General features: G+C 42.2%; 13 protein-coding genes. 5 read left to right on the top strand and 8 right to left on the bottom strand.

Annotated elements, in window-relative coordinates; genetic code table 11:
- Positions 1-7 precede the first annotated feature (7 nt).
- From H4K34_RS07530 to H4K34_RS07495, 8 genes are all read right to left on the bottom strand, one after another.
- Positions 8-877: a YicC/YloC family endoribonuclease gene (locus H4K34_RS07530; protein WP_246452216.1), complete on the bottom strand. Its 870-nt coding sequence runs from the start codon at positions 875-877 to the stop codon at positions 8-10.
- 16 nt (positions 878-893) lie between these two features.
- Positions 894-1,799 carry a DMT family transporter gene (locus tag H4K34_RS07525; RefSeq protein ID WP_210760206.1) on the bottom strand — a complete coding sequence of 302 codons (906 nt, stop codon included), beginning with the start codon at positions 1,797-1,799 and terminating at the stop codon, positions 894-896.
- Between the two features lie 69 nt (positions 1,800-1,868).
- Positions 1,869-2,114: a DUF3820 family protein gene (locus H4K34_RS07520; protein ID WP_210760205.1), complete on the bottom strand. Its 246-nt coding sequence runs from the start codon at positions 2,112-2,114 to the stop codon at positions 1,869-1,871.
- Entirely contained in the window at positions 2,107-2,562 is a 456-nt protein-coding gene (locus H4K34_RS07515; protein ID WP_210760204.1) for a hypothetical protein, read from the bottom strand. Before H4K34_RS07515 ends, H4K34_RS07520 begins: the two co-directional genes overlap by 8 nt.
- 13 nt (positions 2,563-2,575) lie before the next feature.
- Positions 2,576-3,319 (bottom strand): hypothetical protein, encoded by a 744-nt coding sequence (locus tag H4K34_RS07510; RefSeq protein WP_210760203.1) that lies wholly within the window; start codon positions 3,317-3,319, stop codon positions 2,576-2,578.
- A 267-nt stretch (positions 3,320-3,586) separates the two neighbouring features.
- Entirely contained in the window at positions 3,587-4,621 is a 1,035-nt protein-coding gene (locus H4K34_RS07505; protein ID WP_210760202.1) for a hypothetical protein, read from the bottom strand.
- 83 nt (positions 4,622-4,704) lie between these two features.
- Positions 4,705-6,603 carry an amidophosphoribosyltransferase gene (locus H4K34_RS07500; protein ID WP_210760201.1) on the bottom strand — a complete coding sequence of 633 codons (1,899 nt, stop codon included), beginning with the start codon at positions 6,601-6,603 and terminating at the stop codon, positions 4,705-4,707.
- A 26-nt stretch (positions 6,604-6,629) separates the two neighbouring features.
- Positions 6,630-7,682, bottom strand: coding sequence for an amidohydrolase family protein (locus tag H4K34_RS07495; RefSeq protein ID WP_210760200.1), 1,053 nt, complete (start codon positions 7,680-7,682; stop codon positions 6,630-6,632).
- 153 nt (positions 7,683-7,835) lie between these two features.
- Between H4K34_RS07495 and H4K34_RS07490 the strand changes: the two genes are divergently transcribed.
- The 5 genes from H4K34_RS07490 (at position 7,836) to H4K34_RS07470 (ending at position 22,662) form a co-directional block, all read left to right on the top strand.
- Complete coding sequence (locus H4K34_RS07490) at positions 7,836-8,771, top strand: ribose-phosphate pyrophosphokinase (protein WP_210760199.1); 936 nt, start codon at positions 7,836-7,838, stop codon at positions 8,769-8,771.
- A 14-nt stretch (positions 8,772-8,785) separates the two neighbouring features.
- Positions 8,786-9,406 carry a 50S ribosomal protein L25 gene (locus H4K34_RS07485; RefSeq protein ID WP_210760198.1) on the top strand — a complete coding sequence of 207 codons (621 nt, stop codon included), beginning with the start codon at positions 8,786-8,788 and terminating at the stop codon, positions 9,404-9,406.
- 11 nt (positions 9,407-9,417) lie between these two features.
- Positions 9,418-9,981 carry an aminoacyl-tRNA hydrolase gene (gene pth / locus H4K34_RS07480; RefSeq protein WP_210760197.1) on the top strand — a complete coding sequence of 188 codons (564 nt, stop codon included), beginning with the start codon at positions 9,418-9,420 and terminating at the stop codon, positions 9,979-9,981.
- A gap of 351 nt (positions 9,982-10,332) precedes the next feature.
- Complete coding sequence (locus H4K34_RS07475; protein WP_210760196.1) at positions 10,333-11,970, top strand: T9SS type A sorting domain-containing protein; 1,638 nt, start codon at positions 10,333-10,335, stop codon at positions 11,968-11,970.
- Positions 11,971-11,976: 6 nt separating this feature from the next.
- Positions 11,977-22,662: a SpvB/TcaC N-terminal domain-containing protein gene (locus H4K34_RS07470; protein WP_210760195.1), complete on the top strand. Its 10,686-nt coding sequence runs from the start codon at positions 11,977-11,979 to the stop codon at positions 22,660-22,662.
- Positions 22,663-23,064 lie beyond the last annotated feature (402 nt).

The raw sequence follows: 23,064 nt of genomic DNA, 5'->3' as shown, positions 1-23,064 counted from the left end.
TTTCCTTTTAGAGGATATTGAGGGCTTGCTCCTTTATTTTTTCCAGCTCGTCTTTCATTTCCACAACGAGGCGCTGCATTTCCGCATGATTGGCCTTGCTGCCTAAGGTGTTAATCTCACGGCCAATTTCTTGACTCACAAAGCCGAGTTTTTTACCTACCATATTCCCTTCTTCTATCAATTCACGGAAGTATTGAATATGAGAGCTTAAGCGAACTTTTTCTTCGGTGATATCGTATTTCTCGAGGTAGTAAATCAGTTCCTGCTCAAAGCGTTCCTGATCTACATCGCTTTTTAATTGCTCAAGGCTACGCATCAGTTTATCCTTAACGCGCTGACGTCTTTCTTCTTCCAGAGGAACCACTTTAGCCTGAGCCTCTTCAATGTTTTGCAAACGCAATTGAAGATCTTCGGCCAAGCGACTGCCTTCACTGGCTCTAAATTCTTTGAGGGCTTCAAGAGTGTCTAAGAGGCCTTGCTCTAAAATCTTCCATTCCTCATCGCCCAATTCATCTTGGGCACTTTGTAAAACATCCGGCAATCGCATTACAGATCCTAAAAGATCGCCACTGGTGCCGGTAGCATCGCTTAATTGCTTGAGCTGCTTTAAATAGCCCTCCGCTAGCTCCATATTAATGCGTGGAGCGCTTTCGATACCGGTAACTTCAACATTGATATTGCAATCAATTTTTCCCCGAATTAAAGATTCAGAGATTAATTGACGAATATCACCTTCCTTACTCCGATAGAGAGAGGGCAAACGCAAATTGATATCGGCCTGCTTGCTGTTCAGGCTTTTCATCTCGATGCTAATCTTCTTTCCCGGCAATTGCAAAACCTTTTTGCCAAAGCCGGTCATACTGTACAAAGGCGTCATAGGCGGCAAAGGTAAGTTATTGTGTCCGCTTGCGATTGTAAAAGGATACGAGATATACACCACTGAATATCAGGAGGGCAGCAATGAGCATATGCGTCTCCGGATGATCGCTTCCCACCAGCACTGCAGCGGCGGTAGCAATAAGGGGTTGTAGGTAGATATAGAAGCTAACCGTGGTTGAGCTTACGGTCTTAAGGGCATAGATATTAAGGAGGTAGGCCAGAAAGGTGGTGCCAACAATTACAAAAGCTATTTCCCAATAGATCTTGCCAGGAATGCTTAGCCATTCAATTGCCGGAACCTGACTAATCCCAAAGGGAAAGGCGAAAAACCATCCAGCGAGAAAGACCCACTTGATAACCGTTAGGGGGCGGTATTTCTGCATTAAGGGTTTAACCACTACCAGATAGGCTGCATAGGATAGAGCATTGAGCATCACCAAAATATTACCCAACGATTCTCCTTTTTGGAAGAGATTATTGAGGGATTTGCCTTGGCTAATGAGATAGAGTGCTCCACTTAGACCCAGAGCAATCCCCAGAATTCGTGGCCAGGTTAAGGGCGCCTTGAGGAAGATAGCGGCCAGGATCAAAACCATAATTGGGTTGGTGGTCATGATTACCGCTGCACTGATGGGGCTGCTAATATTAAGACCTTCGAAAAAGAGCAATTGATTGGTGGCTACGCCAAAGAGACCCGCACCAATAATTCGCAGCCAGTCCTTGCGATCAATTTTTTCATGGCTGCCGCCGATGCTAAAAGCAAAGAAGAGAAGAACCGCTCCGCTAATGCGTAATAGAATAAAAGCTCGCGGCTGCAAGTACTCAGGCATTACATCTTTGGCAATGGAGTAATTGAGCCCATAAATAAGGGCTACTCCGAGCAGAGCAAGGTGAGCTTTTATTTTATCGAGATCGCGCATTTTTCTGAGCGCAAAAGTCTGCAAAAACTCAATGAGAAAAGCTGTAGAGTGGCAATCAGATCATAGAACTTAACGATCTTGACCGTAGCGTCTTTTTAGTTCATCCAGAATTTCATGCAGACCTTCAGTACGGATTACAAAAAGGGTTTCCAGTAGAACTCCAATTCGACCTTTGGGCCAACCCTGGGCATAAAACCACTCCAGATAGTAGGTGGGCACATCACAAAGTTTACGCCCCTGGTATTTACCAAAGGGCATTTCGGTGCGCACAATGTCAATTAGGACTTTAGGGTCTCCCAGTGGTTGATTAGTCATTTAAGAGCTGAAAGATTACAGGATATTTAGTTGCTTCTGGCTGGCCGAATTTATCATAATACTGCCAGTATTGGTAATTAGTATCCACTTGATTGATGTAGATCGTTCGTTGTACAGGGCGTAAATCGATATCGTATAGTAGGGTGATAGTGCTATCGTAGAGGTAATGGGGGCTGGGGATATAATGGCGCTTGGAGATTGAAAAGACTTGGCCGTTTCGACGGAAGGCCGAATCAATTTGCCAATCGTTTTCGCAGGTGCAGGAAGAAGAATAAGGCCAATTACCTTTTAGCATGAAAAATTGACTTCGTTCACAGGCAATGGAATCTTCACTGAAAATTCGATCTGTCGCTTGGTGGTATTCGCCAGGTTGCGGACTTAAGCTAGGCAGCTTAATATGGCTGCGATGGTACTCCCAGGAGCAAGCGGCCAGGAAAAATAGCAGCAATATGGAAATGCGCCTAGCAACCATAGCTAAAGTGAAGTAGGAGGAAATAGTGCTTCAGTAATATGCCCTTGCGATAGACCTCAATTTTAATTCGTGCTCGAGGGATGGAATAATTGGCGGGTTTATCCAGATAAAGGAATTCAGCGGTGGTACCACCCATTTCTCCAGGATATTCAATTAGCGTATCATGTAGCGCCAGCTTTTCGAAGATTCTTGCTGGTGGATCCTCATAGCTGCCGGCATTAAATTGCGGCATGCGAAATGGCTGCTCTTCGATATTCAAATATTGGTAGGGGCTCCATTCTTGCCAGCTTTGTCGACTCTTTAACCACTTGGAATAATTGCCGGTAGGGTCATTTACAGGATGAGGAAATACCTGCATCACGCGCTCAAGCTTGCTTAGATAGAGCTTTAAACTTAGATCGGAATCCAGAATTTCAGGGCGAAATTTCTTTTGGTAGAAATAGAGCCCTAGTGCTTCATAAAGCTGAATGCTATCTCCTTCTTTTTGCTGTTCAAAACGACCTTGGAGGATAAAGGCAAAGGAGCCAAAATCAAGATAGGTAGTTCCCAGGCTGTCTTTTAAATCTGATTTTCCCTGGAAACCCTTAAGTGTATCTATTGCCGGCAAGCTGCCGCTTTTGGGGTTCTTGGTGGCAAGGCTGTCTTGATCAACATCCAAATTAGCATCCTCTGATGCTGGGTTTTGCTGACAGGCACCTAATATCAAGAGAAAGAGAATCCAGCGTTTTTTCATCTTTCTAAGGTCTGAAAAAACGCTTTGATACAATGGTTTTTAAAACAAAAGGGATAAGAAGTCCTTCAACCAATATTTTGGTAGAATGTATCTAGGCAATCTGAAATGGTGCCAGATTACTTTAGGAATAAAGAGTGCGGAATTAGATACCGCCGCCGCCTTTGTTAAGCATAATTTGAATTTTAATCTATTGCAAGAAAGGAAAAGCCTTTTAAAGTGAAACGCAGTTTGTGGAAATTTATGTTCAATTGTTTGTTAATAGGCGATTTATGCCGTTTGGAACTTTAACCAGATTTCATCTTCGGGTATTAATCTTTTATGAATCGGAAAGGGTACATTTTCTCTTTCCGAAGCTAGTTCAATGGTTTTAATCGTTCGATTTCCAGATTTTGCATGTCGAAGTTCCAAGGTGATCTTTAGGTCTTGAGGGGTTTTATTACTTACGGTGAGGTCTATTTTATTGGTAAATCGCTTATTTGAAATGTAAAATCCATCATCATCCTTGTTGCCATCTAGTTTTTCCCAGATTGACCAGGACATTTGAGCAATCGCCGCTCCATTTTTACTGATTGTAAAAGGACGGATTGGATGCTCATAAATTTTAGTTTTTAAAGGTATACCAGGTTTAGAGTCGATAATTATTTGGTCTTCACTAGCATCAACTGATGGTTTTTCATTTTTTATGCTTGCGTGATATACCGTACCATAATCTAGGCCAACTAAGTACGATGATTCTATACCAATGGTGTTTTTAGGGATTATGAATGAATCATTTGAACACATATTTAGTATTCGATGCTTAACGTCAGCATATATTTTAATTAGGCTTTCATCAGGCTTCAACTGCGTTAACTCAACAGAAATTTCTGAACTCTCGTTATAGGCTAGGATGGGAGATATTTGATCAAACAAATAATCCTTCGCACTTCTGTTGTTATTTTTATTAGTAAGAAGTATTCTGTTAATCCTTTCTTTTAGACTTAATTCAGAACCATCTCTCTTGGTAAGGATGAAAATAATAACACCTACAATTCCAAAAAAGATTATGTCTTCGGCTAGTGAAGCCGAGAAGGAAATATGATAGTCTCGATTTTCAAAATCGGCTTCAGATAATTTTACCTCTTCTTGAGTGTCCGCTTTTAAAGGTTCAACCTTCCATTTATAATGGATAAGCCATCCTAAAATTACCAAGATGTATGCAAGCAATAAATGCAGCAGCCCTTTTCTAATCCAGTCCCTAATATCAATTTGTGAGATATAAATCTTAGGTCGATTAAATAAGTTGGTTATTGAGATTTTCATGTTGATTGGGTTTTATCCAACCAAAATAAAAATTTCAGTAAACTAAGAGTTGATTCACTTAATTATGAGGTGATTATAAATACTTAATACGCTCTTTCTCGCTTGCCTTCATAGAAGTTTAAGAAAGCCTTGTTTACCACGCGCATTCCACCAGGAGTGGGGAAATTACCGGTAAAGTACCAATCGCCAGTATTGTTAGGGGCGGAGGCATGTAGGTCATCAATTCTTTGGAATATGATTTTCACCTCGGCCTTCATGCCTTCCGGAGTAAGCATTTCCGCCATTTTATCGGAAATTTCCTGGGCTTCGAAAGGAGCATAAATGTTCTTTACAAAGTTCTTCACCTCATTATCGGGTAAATCCTTTTGAGCCAAACATTTTTGGTAGGTATCATCAATAATGGATTCCATGCCTCTTTCCTTGAGCAATTCAATGGCAGCTCTAAAGGCGGCGAAATCTTCCAATAAAGACATATTAATACCGTAGCAGTCTGGGTAGCGAATCTGTGGCGCGGAGCTCACCACAATAATCTTCTTGGGACCCAGGCGGTCGAGGATACTGAGAATACTCTGCTTGAGGGTAGTGCCACGAACAATACTATCGTCGATAACCACCAGATTGTCCTCTGGCTGAACGGTTTCGTAGGTAACATCATAAACATGGCTTACCAATTCATCACGGCTGTTATCTTGGGTGATGAAGGTGCGCATCTTTACATCCTTCCAAAGTGATTTTTCCACCCGAGGGCGAATAGAAAGGAGGGACTCCAGTTTTTCGCTGTCGAGATCCCCTTCGAATTTGAGAATCTTATCCCGCTTACTGCGGTTGAGGTAATCTTCCATTCCCTTCACCATCCCGTAAAAACTAATCTCGGCGGTGTTAGGAATAAAGGAGAATACGGTGTGTTTAAGATCGTGATCTACCTCATTGAGGATGGCTGGGCAAACTCTGCGTCCCAGTTCAATACGCTCGCGGTAGATATCGGCATCATTACCCCGACTGAAATAAATCCGCTCGAAAGAGCAGGCGGTGCGTTCGCCGGGAGTACGGATTTCCTGCATCTCGGTTTCGCCTGATTTCTTAATCACTAGAGCGTGACCAGGCTCAATTTCTTTAATCTCCGCAAAGGGTACATTAAAGGCGGTTTGAATTACCGGTCTTTCGCTGGCTACAACGCAAACTTCATCGTCATCGTAATAGAAAGCCGGGCGAATGCCATTGGGGTCGCGCAAAACAAAGGCATCGCCATGACCAAATAAACCAGCCATAGCATAGCCACCATCCCAGCGCTTCGCACTTTTACGAAGGATCTTAGGGATGTCTATTTCTTCCGCAATTTTAGGACTGATGTCCGCTTTGCTAAGACCTTGTTTCTTGAATTTGCGGTAGAGCTTTTCATTTTGCTCATCCAAAAAGTGACCGATTTTCTCCAGGATGGTAACGGTATCCGCTTTTTCCTTGGGATGCTGACCTAATTGTACCAGATTATCGAAGAGCTCATCCACATTGGTCATATTGAAGTTTCCGGCCAAAATCAGGTTTCGGGTTAACCAGTTATTCTGACGCAGGAAAGGGTGGATGTTCTCGATGCTTTGACCGCCATAGGTGCCATAGCGCAGGTGACCGAGGTAGAGTTCGCCAATAAAGGGAACGTTCTGCTTGAGCCATTCGGCATCATGGATTCGGTCGTCCTGACCTTCGAGGCCCTTGTAAATCCGCTGATTTACGCGCTCAAAGAGGTCTTGAATGGGGGTTTTATCGATGGAACGGTAGCGGCTGATGTAACGTTTACCGGGAGGCATATCTAGCTTGATGTTCGCCATACCGGCGCCATCTTGTCCGCGGTTGTGCTGCTTTTCCATCAGCACATACATTTTGTTTACACCATAGAGTGCAGATCCGTACTTTTCGTGGTAGTAGGAAATGGGTTTCTTTAATCGAACCAGCGCAATGCCGCATTCGTGAGTAATTGCATCGCTCATGACGGGGCTTTAAAAGAGCTGCAAATTTAGCCCTTTTCGGAGAGCGCGAAACTACCTTTATTAGTCCCGCCTATCTCAAATCTACTTTTATCGATATTTAACCACTCCAGAGCAGCATTTGCGAAGATATTTTCCACCACATTTTGCTCTAATCCCATATCATTTATAAAGGCGCCAATTTCGAGATCACCCAATGGGAAAGGATAGTCGCTGCCCAGCATAACGCGTTTAGAGCCTTGCATGCTGAGGATATAGTCCAATAATTTGGCATCGTGGGTAATGCTGTCTACCCAGAAATCGCCTACATACTGGCGAGGATTTACATTATTATGGATGGCTACTAAATCGGGACGGCAGTTAAAACCGTGTTCAATTCGGCCTAAGGTGGGTAAGAAGGAACCACCGGCATGGGAGAAACATACTCTTAATCCCGGCAGGCGTTCCAATACGCCTCCAAAGATGAGGGAACAGGCAGCCCTTGAAGTTTCGGCAGGCATCCCAACCAACCAAGGCAGCCAATATTTTCGCATAGATTCCATGCCCATCATATTCCAAGGGTGGATCATAATGGCCATATCTAATTCCTGAGCGGCTTCGAAGATGGGGAAGAACTCAGGTTCGCTGAGGTTTTTATCATTGATATTGGAACCAATTTGCACTCCTAATAATCCGATTTCTTTGCAGCGCTCCAATTCCTTTATGGCTAGGTCGGCATCTTGCAAGGGTATGGTGCCGAGGCCCAGATAATTCTGAGGGTAGTTTTGGCAAAGCTGTGCGATATCATCATTGAGGAACTCGCTGAGCGCTTTGGCATCTTTGCCTTTGGCCCAATAGGAGAACATCACCGGAATGGTACAAACCACTTGCACCTGGGTGTCGAACTTTTCATAGTCCTTAATACGGATGTCTGGATCCCAACAATTGGGTTGAATACGACGGAAGAACTTATCGCCTTGCATCATATTCGCCGAACCATCCTGGTTGTGCATTAGGTAAATAAAGTCTCCGTATCCGAATTTCTCCGCGAAGTTGGGGAGGGTCTCGGGGAGAATATGGGTGTGCATATCAATTTTCAGCATGGGTCAAATTTAAAATTTTCGGGCGGGAGCGCAGGATAAAAAATTGTCGACAGATTATTCCTGAAACTTGTTGATAACTTAAGATAGAATTAGTTACATTTGCAGCCCTTTTTTAAGGGAGTATAAAATAGTCAATTCCAAAGTTTTAGACACTTGACACCACAAGCGAAAATTTTTGCGACAAGGAGTTCAATGAAGATCGCCCAGAAAATGGCAGATGCTTACGGCTCGCCATTGGGAAAGGTGGAGATCAATGAATTCAGCGACGGGGAGTTTCAACCTTCTTTTGAGGAGACCGTTCGCGGGGGTCGAGTATTCTTGGTAGGCTCAACTATGCAACCCAGTGATAATTTAATGGAGTTGCTTTTAATGTGTGATGCGGCCAAGCGTGCCTCAGCTAAGCACATTACAGTTGTGATGCCTTATTTTGGATGGGCGCGTCAGGATCGCAAGGATAAGTCACGAGTTCCCATTGGGGCCAAAATGGTGGCTAATTTGTTAATGGCCGCTGGTGCTACTCGCATCATGACTATGGACTTACACGCAGATCAAATTCAAGGTTTCTTTGAAGTTCCGGTGGATCACGTATTTGCCTCCAGCATTTTCGTGCCTCATATTAAAGGACAGAAACTGGAAGATTTAACCATCGCTTCTCCTGATATGGGAGGTTCTAAACGAGCCAATAACTATGCTAAATGGTTAGAGAGCGAGGTGGTGATTTGTTACAAGCAGCGCAAGAAAGCCAATGTGATCGATAAGATGACAGTAATTGGTGAGGTAGAAGGTCGCAATGTAGTATTGATTGACGATATGGTTGATACTGCTGGAACTTTAACCAAGGCTGCCGACATGTTATTGGCCAAAGGAGCTAAGAGTGTACAAGCCTATTGTACGCACGGTGTACTTTCTGGAAAGGCCATTGAAAGAATCGAAAAATCCAAGCTTAGCCGTTTGGTAATTACCGATACCATCCCTCAAGAACACAAATCGGAAAAGATCGAAGTACTTTCGATAGCCGAGTTATTTGCGGGTGTGATGCATAAGGTGCATCATCATGAATCAATCAGTTCACACTTTTTAGAAAATTAAAATTCCCAGATACAATGAGATCAATTAGCATCGAGGGTAAATCAAGAGAGGAGCTCGGCACGAAGAGCGCCAAGTTGTTGCGTCGTGAGGGTATGGTTCCTTGCGTGATCTACGGAGCCGGTCAGAACGTTCACTTTTACACCGACAGCCGTAACTTCCAAGAATTACTCTACACTGCCGAAGCCCTAATGGTGGTTATCAATGTAGACGGTACCGAATATAAGTGCGTGGTTCGCGATTCTCAGTTCCACCCTGTAAGCAGTGAAATTGAGCACGTAGACTTCTTCCAGATTACCGATGGTAAGCCATTCGAAGCTACTGTGCCCATTAACTTGGTAGGTAATGCTCGTGGTGTACGTAATGGTGGTAAATTGAAATTTACCTTACGTCGCGTTAAAGTATTAGGTACTGAAGAAAACCTTCCCGGAGTAATTGATCTCAATATCGAAAACCTTCGTATTGGTCAGTCTTTACGTGTGAAAGACGTTAAAACTGAAGGATTCGAAATTCTGGGTGATGGTGGACGTACTGTAGTAGCTGTTCGTACTTCTCGTAATGCTGTTAATGATAGCGACGATGAAGAAGAAGGCGAAGAAGGTGCTGAAGCTGCGACTGAAGAGTCTGCTGAAGCCTAAGCTTTTTTCGGGTGTCCACTTACCTCATAGCCGGATTAGGAAATATTGGGCCAGAGTATGAGGGAACCCGTCATAATATAGGATTTGATGTGCTGGACCGGCTTATAGCTGGCTCCGGCACTTCTTTTTCTACCGAGCGTTATGCCAGTCGCGCGGAGCTGAAAGTGAAGAACAAGAAGCTCATTCTCATTAAGCCTACCACCTATATGAATCTCAGTGGTAAGGCGGTAAATTATTGGCTGCAACAAGAAAAAATCCCCCTGCATCAATTATTGGTGGTGGTTGATGATTTGGCTTTAGACCCCGGCACCTTGCGCTTAAAGCTTAAGGGTAGTGATGGTGGTCAGAATGGCTTAAAAAACATCAATCAGGTATTAGGTAGGCAAGATTATGCCCGCCTCCGATTTGGCATTGGTAGCGATTTTCCTCGTGGTCGGCAGGTCGACTATGTTTTAGGCCGCTGGACTCCTTCGCAGTGGGATATAGTAGACCCTCGCATTGATAAGGCTGCTCAGGCCATTGAGAGCTTTGCCTTGGCGGGACCTCAAATTACCATGAACCAATTTAACGGTTAAAACAGGCTCTTCTTCACATTTCCAGAATATTAAATTTTGTGGCTTAAGTTGAATTTGCTTGTCATTTCTCAATGGCAGAAAGAGGCTTAAGCGCTGGCTTATAGGGTGTTGCTGTTGGTCGGATTATAATTCCGGTGTAGCGGTAAATATAGGCGCCTTCATTTTCAATTCATTCTATTACATTCGTCGCGAAAGTATTTTTTAGCCTTTGTCTTTAGGTTGAATTGTGGGGGTGTGTAAGTTTCCTAATTCTTTTTAGACAACCTGTATTTTGATTTGAGTCAAAGGCTTAGACCTTATAATTAATCTATGCTTCGCACTCAGTTTAACCTTCTGGGGAAAGGTCTGCTTATGGCAGGCCTTATTTTCCTCGTGCCCCAAATCCACCATGCCCAAACCGAATTAGGTCAACCGGATATCTGGTATAGTCAACCGGCTCAGCCTTTTAACCCTAATCAGCATTCCTTAGCTACGGATTTAATTGGCAATCATCCGATCTTGTCCAATGACTCGGTGAGCAGCGCTTTGAAAAAATTTGCTCGACTACCGGAAAGAGGGCATAGCATCTTTTTAGTGGTACGTCCTCTGTATAATCAGCCATCTGGAAAGAGCTATTTGCGCTGCAAGGGATTGCAGATTACGGATACAGAAATTTTGTACCGTGGTGCCGGAAGAGAATTTGTTCCTGATCAAAATCGACCCTTAATATTATCGGCTTCTTTCCCGGCTTATCGTATGCGTGGAGGGGTTGCGGTGGCGCCACAAATCGACACCAATATGTTTGAGGTGGCTGAAGTTATTGCCTACAATCGCTTTTTCTCCAAGCAGGAAATGCGCTTAATGGAGGCTTATCTTTCTTTAAAGTATTCTATACCTACTACCAAGAATGAAGATAAAAGCTTACGCAGTTATCCCGGAGACAGTGCTTCGAGTTTTTATTGGACACCGCAAAGAGACAAGGTTTACGACCGCGAAGTAATTGCCCTGGGAAATTTTCCTTTTTCAGGATTGCAACAAAGCCAAACCGTGGCCTATCATGAGGATTCTTTAATTGTGGCTTTGGATACCATCGTGCCCTTTGGGACTATGCCTCAACGCTATATGCACGAGGCTTCCTTTATGGTGCTATCCAAGCGTATTGACCAGAGCGAAACCTTCGATTGTGAGCTATACCTCAATCAGCAATTCCCAATTACTGCCTGGCGACTTCGTACACAGAACTTTCAATCATCGGCGGATAGTTTGAGATTGTATTATCCCCAGCATCAGAATTCGACTTTTAATGATACCATCATTTTAACCGATGGTATGGATACGATTTCAGTAAAATCCATTCAATATGGGTCAGATCTAGCGATGGCCCTGGCATTAGACGATCTTCAAGCCAATCGTATTTACCGCTTTCGCGTGAAGGGCAATAGCTGTGATGATACCGCTAGCGTAGGTATTATGCCGCAAGGTCCTGGCTTAATGGCCCTTAATGTAGATCCTGGTCAATTGCCGGTAGAAGTGCAATTAAATGCCTTGCAAGGTGAAGCTCAGTATGATACTACTATGTACGAAACGCCTTTACTGATTGAGGTGGGTAGCGGGCAGTATGATCTTTGGGTGAAAAGCATGGAAGGCGATGCCAAAGGGGACTTTTTGGTGGCGGGCCCGGATAGCGCTCAAGGCGGAATCCGTTTTGTGGCTAGCAATCAGGCTTCTTCCATTACTTATGAGGAAGGTCAACGTATTGTAGTGTATCCCAATCCCGGCTTTACCGGAGAAAAGGCCCACTTTGAATTTCATGAATTCCCAATTGATGAAAGTCTGCGTATTGAGGTTTATGATCCTCAAGGAAGGTTGATGCATCAGGAGGAAATAAGCATTCAATCTGATCTGCAAGAATGGACCTTCCGCGTAGGAATCCCTGGTGCCTACACCTTTATTTTCCACAGCCAGGATCAAGCCTTTAGCCAAAAACTGACCGTTAAGAAACGCTTCTAAGACCTTATGAAAACTGATCGTATAAGCCAAGTAGCCTCCTGCCTACTCGTATTTTTCTTTTTATTCAATGATCTTCATGCCAGTGCCCGCGCCTTGAGTCATTGGGGAGAAGTGCAACCTGCAAGTCCGACCTTAGATAAATCGGGCCATATAACTAAAGAATCCGGAATCCTGAGCAAATCTAAAAGTGGCGCTCGAAGGCATACTCCAATCCATCAAGCTCAGCCTGTTCAGGAGAATGAGGTTCTAGATTTAAGTGAGGTGCAAAGCTTTGCCGTGCCCGCCCTAGAAGATGAGGCTTTAATTGGAATGGAGCTTAATATGCCTTTGAACGATCCCCAGGATGATATTTTCAATTTTCAATTACCCAGAAACTTTAAGTCTGCCGATTGGTCTTCGGTTTACCTTACCTACGAAGTAAATGGCGTTGAAGACGGTCGCAGTTTAGCCAAGAGTTTTAACTCTAATGAAACTTTTGGAGAAAGAAGTCTGGTGAAGGATGATCGCTGGCATCAGGTACGCGAGAAAATCGCGGCTTCTGATTTAAAGGAAGGCTTAAACTACTTGCGATTTACCGTTCCCAGTGGTTTAGGAATCTCAGCTCAGATCAAGAGCCCAAAACTGGAATTCCAACGTCAGGCAGACGGAGCCATGCAGAGCCCTCGATTGGAAAGAGTGGTGGTAGAAGACCCTGCTTATTTCCAGGCCATACCAGCGATGGAAACCGTGCAAGCTTATCGCCTACGCGAGGTAGAAATGCCGGCTTTACCCCAAGGAATTATCAATATTACTTCCGGTGCCAAGGCTTATCAGCCCTCACCACAAGTAGCAGCCCAAGCGGAGCAAATTGGCTTTAAGCTGAACATCGCCCAACTAAATTCCCAACAGAAATTAAGTGAGCTACAGGTTTATTATTTCGATTACAATACAAAATCTTGGCAAGGAGTAGCGATTGACTCTATTGATACCAATGGGGAAATTGCCTTTGTGCCCAATAAGGGGCAAACCCAGTATTTTGGGGCTTTAATCAAATCCCCTGAAATGCCTGAGGCTAGTGCCTTTGCGCCTACTATGATTCAGGATATCAAGCCTGCTAATCCGGTTTCGGGAATGAATTTAATGCAACCTCCAAGTATCAGTCAAACTGGCGAGGCGAGCCTTTCTTATCCCTTAGAGATTCCTGAAGGAAGAAAGGGTATGCAACCACAGTTGGCATTGTCTTACAATTCAGAAGGCGGAAGTTCCTGGGCTGGTTATGGCTGGAACGTAGGTGTGCCTAGTATTTCTGTAGACACAAAATGGGGAGTTCCTGAGTATGATAGCCAAATTCAAACGGAGTCCTATGTAATGAATGGGGAGCCTTTGTTCGAAGAGAATGACTTTGATGCTCAAGCCAACTCTCAGGGAGGAAGAAGGGCTAACCGTGAAGTGTACAATCGTTCTACTGGAGATATTCGCTTTTTTGAAAGAATTCGAACTGGATACAAAGATTTAATCCGGAAAGGAACTGGCCCTGACAATTATGTTTGGATAGAGCAAGATGCTTCAGGAACAAGGTTTTTTTATGGCACCTATGACGGGTCTACAGTGGCTGCAAATGCGGTGTTAAGGAAGCAAAAGAATACGGCAAGTGATATTGCAGAATGGAAGTTGTGTAAGATTATTGATGTTTGGGGCAATTATGTGGAGTATCATTATTCTAGAACGGATGTTAACAGCTCTGGAAGCCTTGAAAATGGAGCCCAGAAAATTGTTTTGGATTATATAGACTATACCGGGCATACTTCGGGAACCCCAAGTCCTAAATATCGAATAGAGTTCAACACTAGTACTGGAAGGGTTGATGCTAATTTGACAGCTAATTATGGCTTTCTAGTCTATGATGATTTCCAATTGGATGATATTAAAGTCTACTATAATTCGCAGGAAGTAAAATCTTATGTATTTGACTTAGATAGTAAAAGCACGACCCTGTTTAAAAACATATTAGAGGGTATAGAAGAATATCGAAGTGGCGATTTTTTCCATCGGCATGATTTTGAGTATTATAAGGCGGGTATTGGGTTTGAAACTGTCCCAGAATATGTTAAGCACAATGTAGAAGTGCAAGCTCTTTTCCCCCAAATATCGGATGAGTTACGTGGGGTAGAAAAAACCTTAGTGAAAAATTCACCAGAACTTCCTGTCTCAAAAAGTACCAGTTTTGGAATGAACTCCAAATTATCAATTGGAGCAGGTTACGCACCAGATCCTGAGAGTAAGAAACCAGGTAAAAACATGACTTTCAGTGCTAACTTCGGTGGCGGGTTATATGAATCATACCAAAGGCAAGGTTTAAGAGACATGAACGGTGATGGCATCCCAGATTTATATGAACATACTTTAAGTGGTGATTATTATTATCCCATTACAATCAATGACGAAGGGAATTTAATAAAGGGAACTCAACTTAAAATTGGTCAAGAAGTTTTTAATAAATCTTATAGCACTTCATTTGATTATGGCTATGATTTTGTTGGGGAGTTAAGTATTCCGGGAATTTTGAGCATAAATGTAAACTTTGGTCAAAATTGGAATAGAAGCTGGTCAACTACCTATCAATACCTTACGGATTATAATGCAGATGGTTTACCAGATTTGGTGCGTCCGGTAGGAAACAATGACTATATCTATTTTGGGAAATTGGATGATTTGGGAAACCTGCAATACACCGAACATTCGGATGCAACCTTAAACCCTATTGTAACTGGTGCTACCCCTCCTGTTGAACCAGGACAAGATCCTATCAAGGATATTCAACTAGTAAGACCTTGGATTGCACCTTTTTCTGGCACAATAAATATTACGGGAATTGCAGCATTAAGTGGCAGTAATACCGGGCCTGTTGAAGTGGCTATAGAGCATAATCAAGCATTTATGGGCTCGGGTTTTCAAACGGTGGCAGCTGGCAGTTCGGTAAATATGAACTTTTCTAGTGTAACGGTACAGGAAGGAGATACCCTATTTTTCAGAACCTCTAGCGGTGACAATGGCTATAATGATTTGTTGCAGTGGGATCCCAGTATCACCTACTCCAATCATAGCTCTATCAAACGCGATGGAGAAGGAACAAACTTTACCGAAACCAGTGCTACAGGTTCTTTTCTTTTAAGTGGTCAACAACCGGTTGAGGTGGCTTCAGAACTAGATTTTAAGCTTACCTGGCCGAGCCTTAGTACACTCAAGTATTCAGATGATGTTGTATTTGAAGTAGGCGTTTCTTTAATGAACAGAAGCACGGGAGAGTATGAATACGAATGGACTTATGATTATGTGCTAGAGGCAGGTATAAGCAATACGATTACGGAGGCAATGTTTACAAAAACAGACCCTTCCTTCCCAAATGCAAGTTTCTTTGATAGCTATGGGAGTATAGAAGATATGTTACCTGGTTCTGTTACGGATAACTACGAAACATTCCTAAGCTTTAAAGTTAAAAGTACTTCTACCGTTAATTGGCAGAGCATTGACTGGAGGCCAAAGGTTGAAATTGACATGGAATCTTGTTTGAATGGTCCTCCTGGAAATCCAGTTCGTTATCCAGTAGTGGATTATGGGGTATTTAACCGAATAGTGGATCACAATGATCCATTTACTCTTACTGTAAACCCAGGGTCAAAGTATAGAATTTGGCCAGTTTTAGCCAATGTGGATTATACTCAATTCTATTCTTCGGAAGAGCTCAATGCTTACTCTAGCTACGGATATGACAACTACAAAACTGTTTATGTAGTTCAGAAGATTGATGAAACCCTTATAGCGAAAATGGCCGTTCGTTTTAATGTCGATCAATCCTATGCTGTATATGCCTTAGATAAAGATGGAACTTTATTAGGAACAATTGCTAATCGATATGCAAGTCCTAGTCCTAGTGGAACTTATCGTTTTACCGGTAGTGAGATTGATGGAAAAGAGTTGTACTTAGAGGTTTATTCTACCGATCAAAACTTGGCAGAATATTGGCCACAACTAGTTCGGGATTATGAAATTATCGATTTGGGAAAATTATCCGCTTTGAGATTGCGAGATGTTTTTCCGAGTATCTATGCCCAAAACGTGAGCTTGCTGGGAGATAAAATGCAGCATTGGGGATATTTTGGCTGGAGTGAACCGGATTTGACCAAATTTATTAGAAAAGCCGATATTAAAATCCCAACTGAGGATTTGGCATCAAGTGTAAATTATTTCAATGATGACCCACCCAGAAAGGGTGAGGATGTTGAAGGTCTTTCTAGTCAGTTTCCTGGTATAGAAGACTTATTATTCCTGCCTGCTTCACCCTTTAGGGGAGAGTATGGAGCTGGCTTAAGAGATTATACAAGGAATTATAGCCCCTACACACCTCATTCTCTAGATCGCTATTCAGTTGCTGAATCTCATTTAGGCTTTTTTGGAAAGCAAGGAGTACAGGCTCCGGGTAAGTATTTGGAGCCAGACTTAGATTTAGGACCTAGCCAGAGCCCTCCAAGTGGAACTGATATTGCTTATGGTATTAAACAAAGAAGTGAATCCTATTCCCAAGCCTATAATTTTGGAGGTGGATTTGGAGTACCCATAGCTCGAACGAACTATGGAACTTCTTATACTAATAGCCAATTATCTTCGGGAAGCCAGTATTATTCAGAGCCTACTAGACAATTGATGGATATAAATGGTGACGGATATCCGGATCTTTGGGGAGGGGATGCCAGTTTAGAGGCCAGGATAACAAACTCATTAGGTGGTTTAAAAAGTTCAGCTATAACCTATACGGGAGGGTTCAAAGGGCAAAATGTAAGTTCCTCCAATGCAGTTTCCATTTCTTCTGGTTCATTTCTAAATCAGCGAATACCGTTTGTAACAATTGAGGATAAAACACCAGTTTCCACGCTTGCCCTTGGTGGTGCTTTTAATACAACAAATTCTGAAACCAAAATAAGCTGGCAGGATATTAATGGAGATGGTCTTGTAGATAAAGTCAAAGATTTTGGTGGAACAAACCAACAAGTAAGTCTCAATCTGGGTTATTCTATGGCGGCATATTCCTCCATGTCATCATTGGTTAATCATGAGCAGCAACAAATGTCCGTTAACCTTAGCAGTGGCTTGGATGTTATGGATAAGTCTGCAAACGTATTAAGCGAATCTTTTAAAGTTGGTGTCAATGTAAATCGGGTGCTGAATTATGCCAAGATTGAGTATTTGGACATTACCAAAGATGGCTTGCCAGATAAGCTAGTCTATTCCGCCTCTGGAGATATCATCGCTTTTGAACTCAATACCGGTTCTGGTTTTTCAAGCTATGCAATTAATCCTGATCCAACATTAGAAGAACCAATGAACGAGGCGGTTACCACCGGTATTTCGGCAAGTTTTGCGGCACCCGTGGTAACAATCCCTGGACCAGTTAAAATAAATGTAAATGTTGAGGCCAGTCCGAATATTTCATTTAGTTCAACACAAGCTGCGTTTATGGACATGAATGGAGATGGTGCTCCTGACTTTGTCCTCAATGAAGGAAGTGACCAATTAGCCGTGTATTATAATAAAGTAGGAAAAGGTAATCGACTTAAATCGGTGACCAATTTTTTAGGTGGGACCTTTACAATTGACTATGAGCTGGTAGGAAATAAGGTTGGATATCACGAGCCTAAAGTGAAAACGCATCGCAGCTCCGATAATCAATTAGTTTTTTGGGATATGCCAATGGGTAAGTGGGTTATGAAAACTCTAACGGTAGATGATGGTTTACATGCCGAGGTAAATGGGGAAGATGTTGATGGAGTAGATGTGCGTACCTATGAGTATGTTTATGATGGTGGCTTTAAGAGCAGAAGGGAACGCGACTTTTTAGGTTTTTCAAGACTAGAAGTGATTCAACCTAAATTTGAGTATGAATTAGCTGTAGCTAGTGATTATGAAAACTTGAGTTTCCCTCAAGAGTACATTCATGTGCCTTTTGGTCCAAGTCCAGAGGATCTGTATTTAGTACATCGTTTTTATTCTCAAGTTATGTTGTATGAGCCATTTGCAGATCCGGATTTTGAAGGTCGCAAGCGATATGAGTATAAACATGGTACCTTAAAAGATGAAATTCATTTATTAAATTTTCAGGTTTCGTACCAATTGGAGCACCGCACCTACAGTTCAGATACCTATCTAAAAACTGATGAGTATCGAAAAATGATTAGCCATAAGCATAATACGATAGAGTATTATTTGGTGGATCAGGTTTTGGATTTTAATGAAACCGAAACTAGTAGTCCGGTAACTTGGGGCGAATTGGGAGAAATGAACACATTATTCCCAGCGATTGTGAATGAACAAACAGTCGTAAGACCAATAATGGATTCCATTGATGTGTTTACAACTACTCCAGCGCCTCTTTCATTTTTTCACCAGAGTTCTCAGTTTAGTGCAGAGTATGATAAGTATTTCAATATCACTCGCTATGAAAAAGGAGAAGCTAGTACAAGTACAACGGTTAGTACTTCGGTGGTGGATACTATTCATCACCATTATTACGAAACAAGATCCTTCGATGTTTTAATTCAGGATCTTATTGATAATAGTACCACTGATTTTCAAACGGTAACCCTTACGAGTCTTAATATTCCGAATGCTCTTGCTTTTGAAGTTAATTATACTACAGAACCCGGGTATCTGGTTGACACAATCATAATTGAATCGTATTGGGATCCGAGAGTTCCAGATTGTGGAGGACCCATGTTTACTGGCGAAGGACGTGAACCAGCAGTTACAATCGACTTTAAAAAGCCAATTCATGATATGATCTTCATTCAAGAAGATAATTACAATGTCTCATACAGTGCCGATCTAATTGCTCTTATGGATTACTTTGAACCACAGGTAGGCATTAATTTGAGTGATGCGGTTAATGTTCTGAAAGAACATGAAATCTATGAAGGGTCAACTTCAAATTCAGTGTCAAGACATAGTGAGGTGAGTGCATTAGTTTCCGGTAAAGGAACACCGTCCGAGATGAAGCAAAAATTAGCCGGGGGTTCTGAAGCTGTGACAAATTTAAGCTTCGATAATTATGGTAATGTAATTCAATTATTAGGACCCTTAGATGCAAACTCACAGAGAGCGGAAATAAATTTAAGCTACGATTCAGATGTAAAAACTTATGTGGTAGAGGTTGAAAATCAATTCAATGAAAAAGCCTATTATGCTTATGATTTGAAGAATGGAAATCTACTGCGGTCCATTGATTTAAATGGATACCCATTGCACTATGTATATGATCCACTTTTTAGACTAAGAGAAGTTTGGGCGCCTAGGGAGTATTATGCCAAATTGGAGAACGGGGCATCCTACGCAACTCTAACTTTTGAGTATGAATTGGGGGGGTATATTCCCACCTCTAACAATCCCCTTAAGAAAGTCCCAGTGGCCATAACTTACAGGAATGTTAATGCTCCGGCTTCAAACTATGCTGGATTAACTAATCCGGCGGTCAATCCGGCCAGTGCCGTGCCAAGCTTAAGTAGTTCGGCTTTAATTAATCCTTTACGAACCGCAATATTCGTGGATGGCTTTGGGAACGTGGTTCAGGCAAGAAATGAGCGTTCTGGTAACTCCGGACCAGGGAATTTTGAAGTGGAAAGGGAGGTAACTGGATTTAGCAATACAGATAAAATGGGCTGGGCTAGATTTTCTCGCTGGAGTTTCTTAGAAGAGGCAGCCATATTGCCTGATTTTAAAGAGTTGAATGTTGTTGAACAAACATCAAACAAAGTTCACACTGGACTTGCTGCACGGAATCAAACCATGCTGTATGACCTATTAGGCAGGGTTAAGAAAACCACTACTTATCCCACAGCAACAAATCCCATCCAAACAGAGTTTAATTATTATCAATCTGTGGATGCTTTTGGTGAAGGCACTAACCTTATGGTCACTGAATCCAAAGTGCTGGGTTATGCTTCAATACCAGATATGCATAAGCAGGTATTTACAGACGCAAGAGGATTTCAGGTGATGCAAGCCGCCTTTAGAGGGGGCGGGACTACCATACCAGAGTTGACATATTTTGATTATAGCAATTTGGGGGAGCTAAATTCTACGACCAACGAAGTGGGTTTATCCACTACCTACAGCTATGATAACTTTGGGAGATTAACTCAAGAAAACCATCCAGATAGAGGTCTTTCTACCTTTACTTACGATTTATCCGGAAACCTTCTTAAAACAGAAACTCCCGGAACAGGATCTTTGGGTATCACTAGAACCTATTTCAAAGGAAGGCTTTTGACTGTTAATTATCCTCAAACCGGAGATCTTAATGATGTGATCTACACCTATGGTAGCAAAGGAGATGGGAAGAATGGAGCTGGCAGAATTGTTAAGATCGAACAAGGCAACGGTTTCAAAGAGGATCGATTTAAATATGATTTATTAGGCAATGTTGTTTTTGAGCGAAAGTTAATTCAGGTCCCAACCGCAGGTGATCGCAAATTCACCACTCAATTTAGTTTTGATAGTTGGGGGCGTATCCTTGAAATGATTTATCCGGATGGTGAGCAAGTTAACTATACTTATGATCAATGTGCCAACCTAACAGCCATGAGCGGGACCTTACCGGGGATGACCAGTTCCTATTCCATCTTGGATGAAATCTTGTATGACGGTCTAGGCAATCGGGAGTATATCAATTATGCTAATGGAACAACTACCCATCTTGAAATAGACAATGTTCGTCGATTAAGCAATGTGCAATTGGAATCAAATAGTGGTCAATTGCTGAATAAAAGCTTTGCTTATGACTTGAGAGGGAATATCGCAAGTATCGAAAATACCGCAGATAATGTCTTGGTTAATGGAAACTCACTGGGTGGACATTATAGTTTTGATGACATTTCTTATGATGGCTTAAATCAAATTACTTCCGTTCATCAGAAGTTTGATGTTGTCAATGGAGGGAGCATTACTCCAGTACACAACATCGTTCAGAGTATGGAATACAAGTCCGTGGGGAGATTGGCCTCTAAGGCTTTAGCAGATGGTTCAGGGGGAATATCTAATTATAACTATACCTATTCCTATCTTCAGACTCCAGGTGATCATAAGATTAAAGAAATAACCAATAGCGCTGGCAAAGGTTTTGAATTTACATACAATAACGCCGGAAGTATTGTTCAAAAAGCGGAAACTGGAGGCACTGGGACTAATTTAGTGGAGGACTTCTGTTGGAATGAGCATCAAACTTTGAGAGGAGTTAAGAAAGGAGATAATGATCATGCAGATTTAGCTCATTATGTTTATGATGTAGCAGGTGAAAGAGTGCTAAAAACGATCATTACCGGTAGCCTGGTAAATACGAATAGCCAGGGTCAGACGGTCTTAAGCCTGGAAAGCCCAACTGTATATGTGAATCCTTATTTTATTGCCTCTCATTATGAGGAAGCGGTATTAATTAGTAAGCACTATTATATGGGCGATCAACGTATTTCCTCTGCTCTAAGTCATTTGGTGGACTCGGCTGGCTTTGTACCTGGTCTTGGCTACGAAGGAGGGAATATGAGCCTTGCTACTGACGCTGTAATAGAGGATATGCAGGCAACTATGGACTGTTTATATGATGTGTCGGTGGAGTTGGACTGGGAGGTCATGTTAGCACAACCTAGTTTAACGGATGGGGTTACCTTGGCGGTATATTGTGAAGACGATCTAGATCCAACTATTTGTGCATGCGAGCAAAGTACATTTGTAGCTCAAGAGGCAGGAAATATTGATTGCTCGGAAATAGCGGTTATGTATTGGTACCATCCTGATTATTTAGGTTCTGTGGAGTTTATTACGGATATGCGGGGTGAGGCATATCAGTTTTTCTATAATACTATATGGGGAGAAAACCTGCAAAATCAGATGGCTTTCAATTATCGCTCTTTCTCCAGTCGCTTCCGCTTTAACGGCAAGGAATGGGATGATGAGACCGGGAACTTCTATTATGGGGCCCGTTATTACGATCCAAAGATTAGTGTTTGGTTGAGTGTGGATCCCTTGGCGCATAGATACCCGCATGTAACACCTTACAACTTCGTAGAGAATAATCCGATAATGTTGACAGATCCTGATGGCCGGGGCCCAGTCTTTGGGACGGATGGAGAGCTTTTAGGGCCATCAGCTGATGGATGGAAGGGAGATGCTATTGTAATGAAGGAGGGTCAGACTTATGACCCGAACTGTAGCGACCAGGAATACCTTGACATGGGAGGAACTAAGCTGAATGAATATACCCAAGACGGAGGAATTAGTATTTCGGACGGTGACTGGGATAAAGTAGAGAAAAATGGAGGTGAAAAAATCACACCTACAATACAAAATGATAGTGATGCAGATGTTTATTATAAGCCTGATAATGCAGTAGGTGATAAAGAAGATAATAGCTCTGTCAGAGTAGGAGCAGGAAAACAGAGCTATGTGCCTATTGATGGTCTAAAAACCAAAAAATTCCCTAATCCTAAAACACAGGTTTTCAAAGTTTTGGATGGAGGAACAGTCAAGGTTGATAAAAACGGTAATGTCGAAACTACCTACTATGGTGGAACTTGGTGGATACAGGGACCTATGCCGGATGAGTGGATGTCGCGGCCAGCCGAAAACTGGAGTGAATTAGATAATACCAAGATAAACGTCAAGAAAAAATGATACTATATATTAGAAAATATAAGATGGTATTTGCTCTAATTCCCATTGTGACAATTCTAACATTCGTTACTTATGTAGTGAGAGCATCTCTAAAATTGGGATATATTCCAAGCCCTTACAACCCAGACCCGAAAGACTTAGGTTTTGGGGTTCATCATTATCTGATTAATGTAGGAATCTCTATAACCTTTGTTTCCTTAATTATTTGGACAGGGTCTTTGCTAATGGATAAACTTCTCAAGACGAGACAGCTAACAAAAAATGCTATTGGTGTCTTGTTGATTTATGTAGTTTTTGTTTTACTGATAATGATAGATCCCCTATCCTTATTTGAATGGTACTTTGATTAGAACTGACGTAACTGGATAAAGGAAGAAATCTCCCGGCCACAGAGCCGGGTTT

The sequence above is a fragment of the Croceimicrobium hydrocarbonivorans genome, assembly GCF_014524565.1.
GTDB classification, from domain to species: domain Bacteria; phylum Bacteroidota; class Bacteroidia; order Flavobacteriales; family Schleiferiaceae; genus Croceimicrobium; species Croceimicrobium hydrocarbonivorans.
Note: the sequence above shows the minus strand (reverse complement) of the source record. Positions and strands in the feature narration are given on the sequence as shown.

Bases quoted from the DNA above. Each gene is read 5' to 3' on its own strand.
- H4K34_RS07530 (WP_246452216.1), bottom strand. From the start codon at position 877: ATGACGCCTTTGTACAGTATGACCGGCTTTGGCAAAAAGGTTTTGCAA.
- H4K34_RS07505 (WP_210760202.1), bottom strand. From the start codon at position 4,621: ATGAAAATCTCAATAACCAACTTATTTAATCGACCTAAGATTTATATC.
- H4K34_RS07510 (WP_210760203.1), bottom strand. From the start codon at position 3,319: ATGAAAAAACGCTGGATTCTCTTTCTCTTGATATTAGGTGCCTGTCAG.
- H4K34_RS07525 (WP_210760206.1), bottom strand. From the start codon at position 1,799: ATGCGCGATCTCGATAAAATAAAAGCTCACCTTGCTCTGCTCGGAGTA.
- H4K34_RS07475 (WP_210760196.1), top strand. From the start codon at position 10,333: ATGGCAGGCCTTATTTTCCTCGTGCCCCAAATCCACCATGCCCAAACC.
- H4K34_RS07520 (WP_210760205.1), bottom strand. From the start codon at position 2,114: ATGACTAATCAACCACTGGGAGACCCTAAAGTCCTAATTGACATTGTG.
- H4K34_RS07495 (WP_210760200.1), bottom strand. From the start codon at position 7,682: ATGCTGAAAATTGATATGCACACCCATATTCTCCCCGAGACCCTCCCC.
- H4K34_RS07470 (WP_210760195.1), top strand. From the start codon at position 11,977: ATGAAAACTGATCGTATAAGCCAAGTAGCCTCCTGCCTACTCGTATTT.
- H4K34_RS07485 (WP_210760198.1), top strand. From the start codon at position 8,786: ATGAGATCAATTAGCATCGAGGGTAAATCAAGAGAGGAGCTCGGCACG.
- H4K34_RS07500 (WP_210760201.1), bottom strand. From the start codon at position 6,603: ATGAGCGATGCAATTACTCACGAATGCGGCATTGCGCTGGTTCGATTA.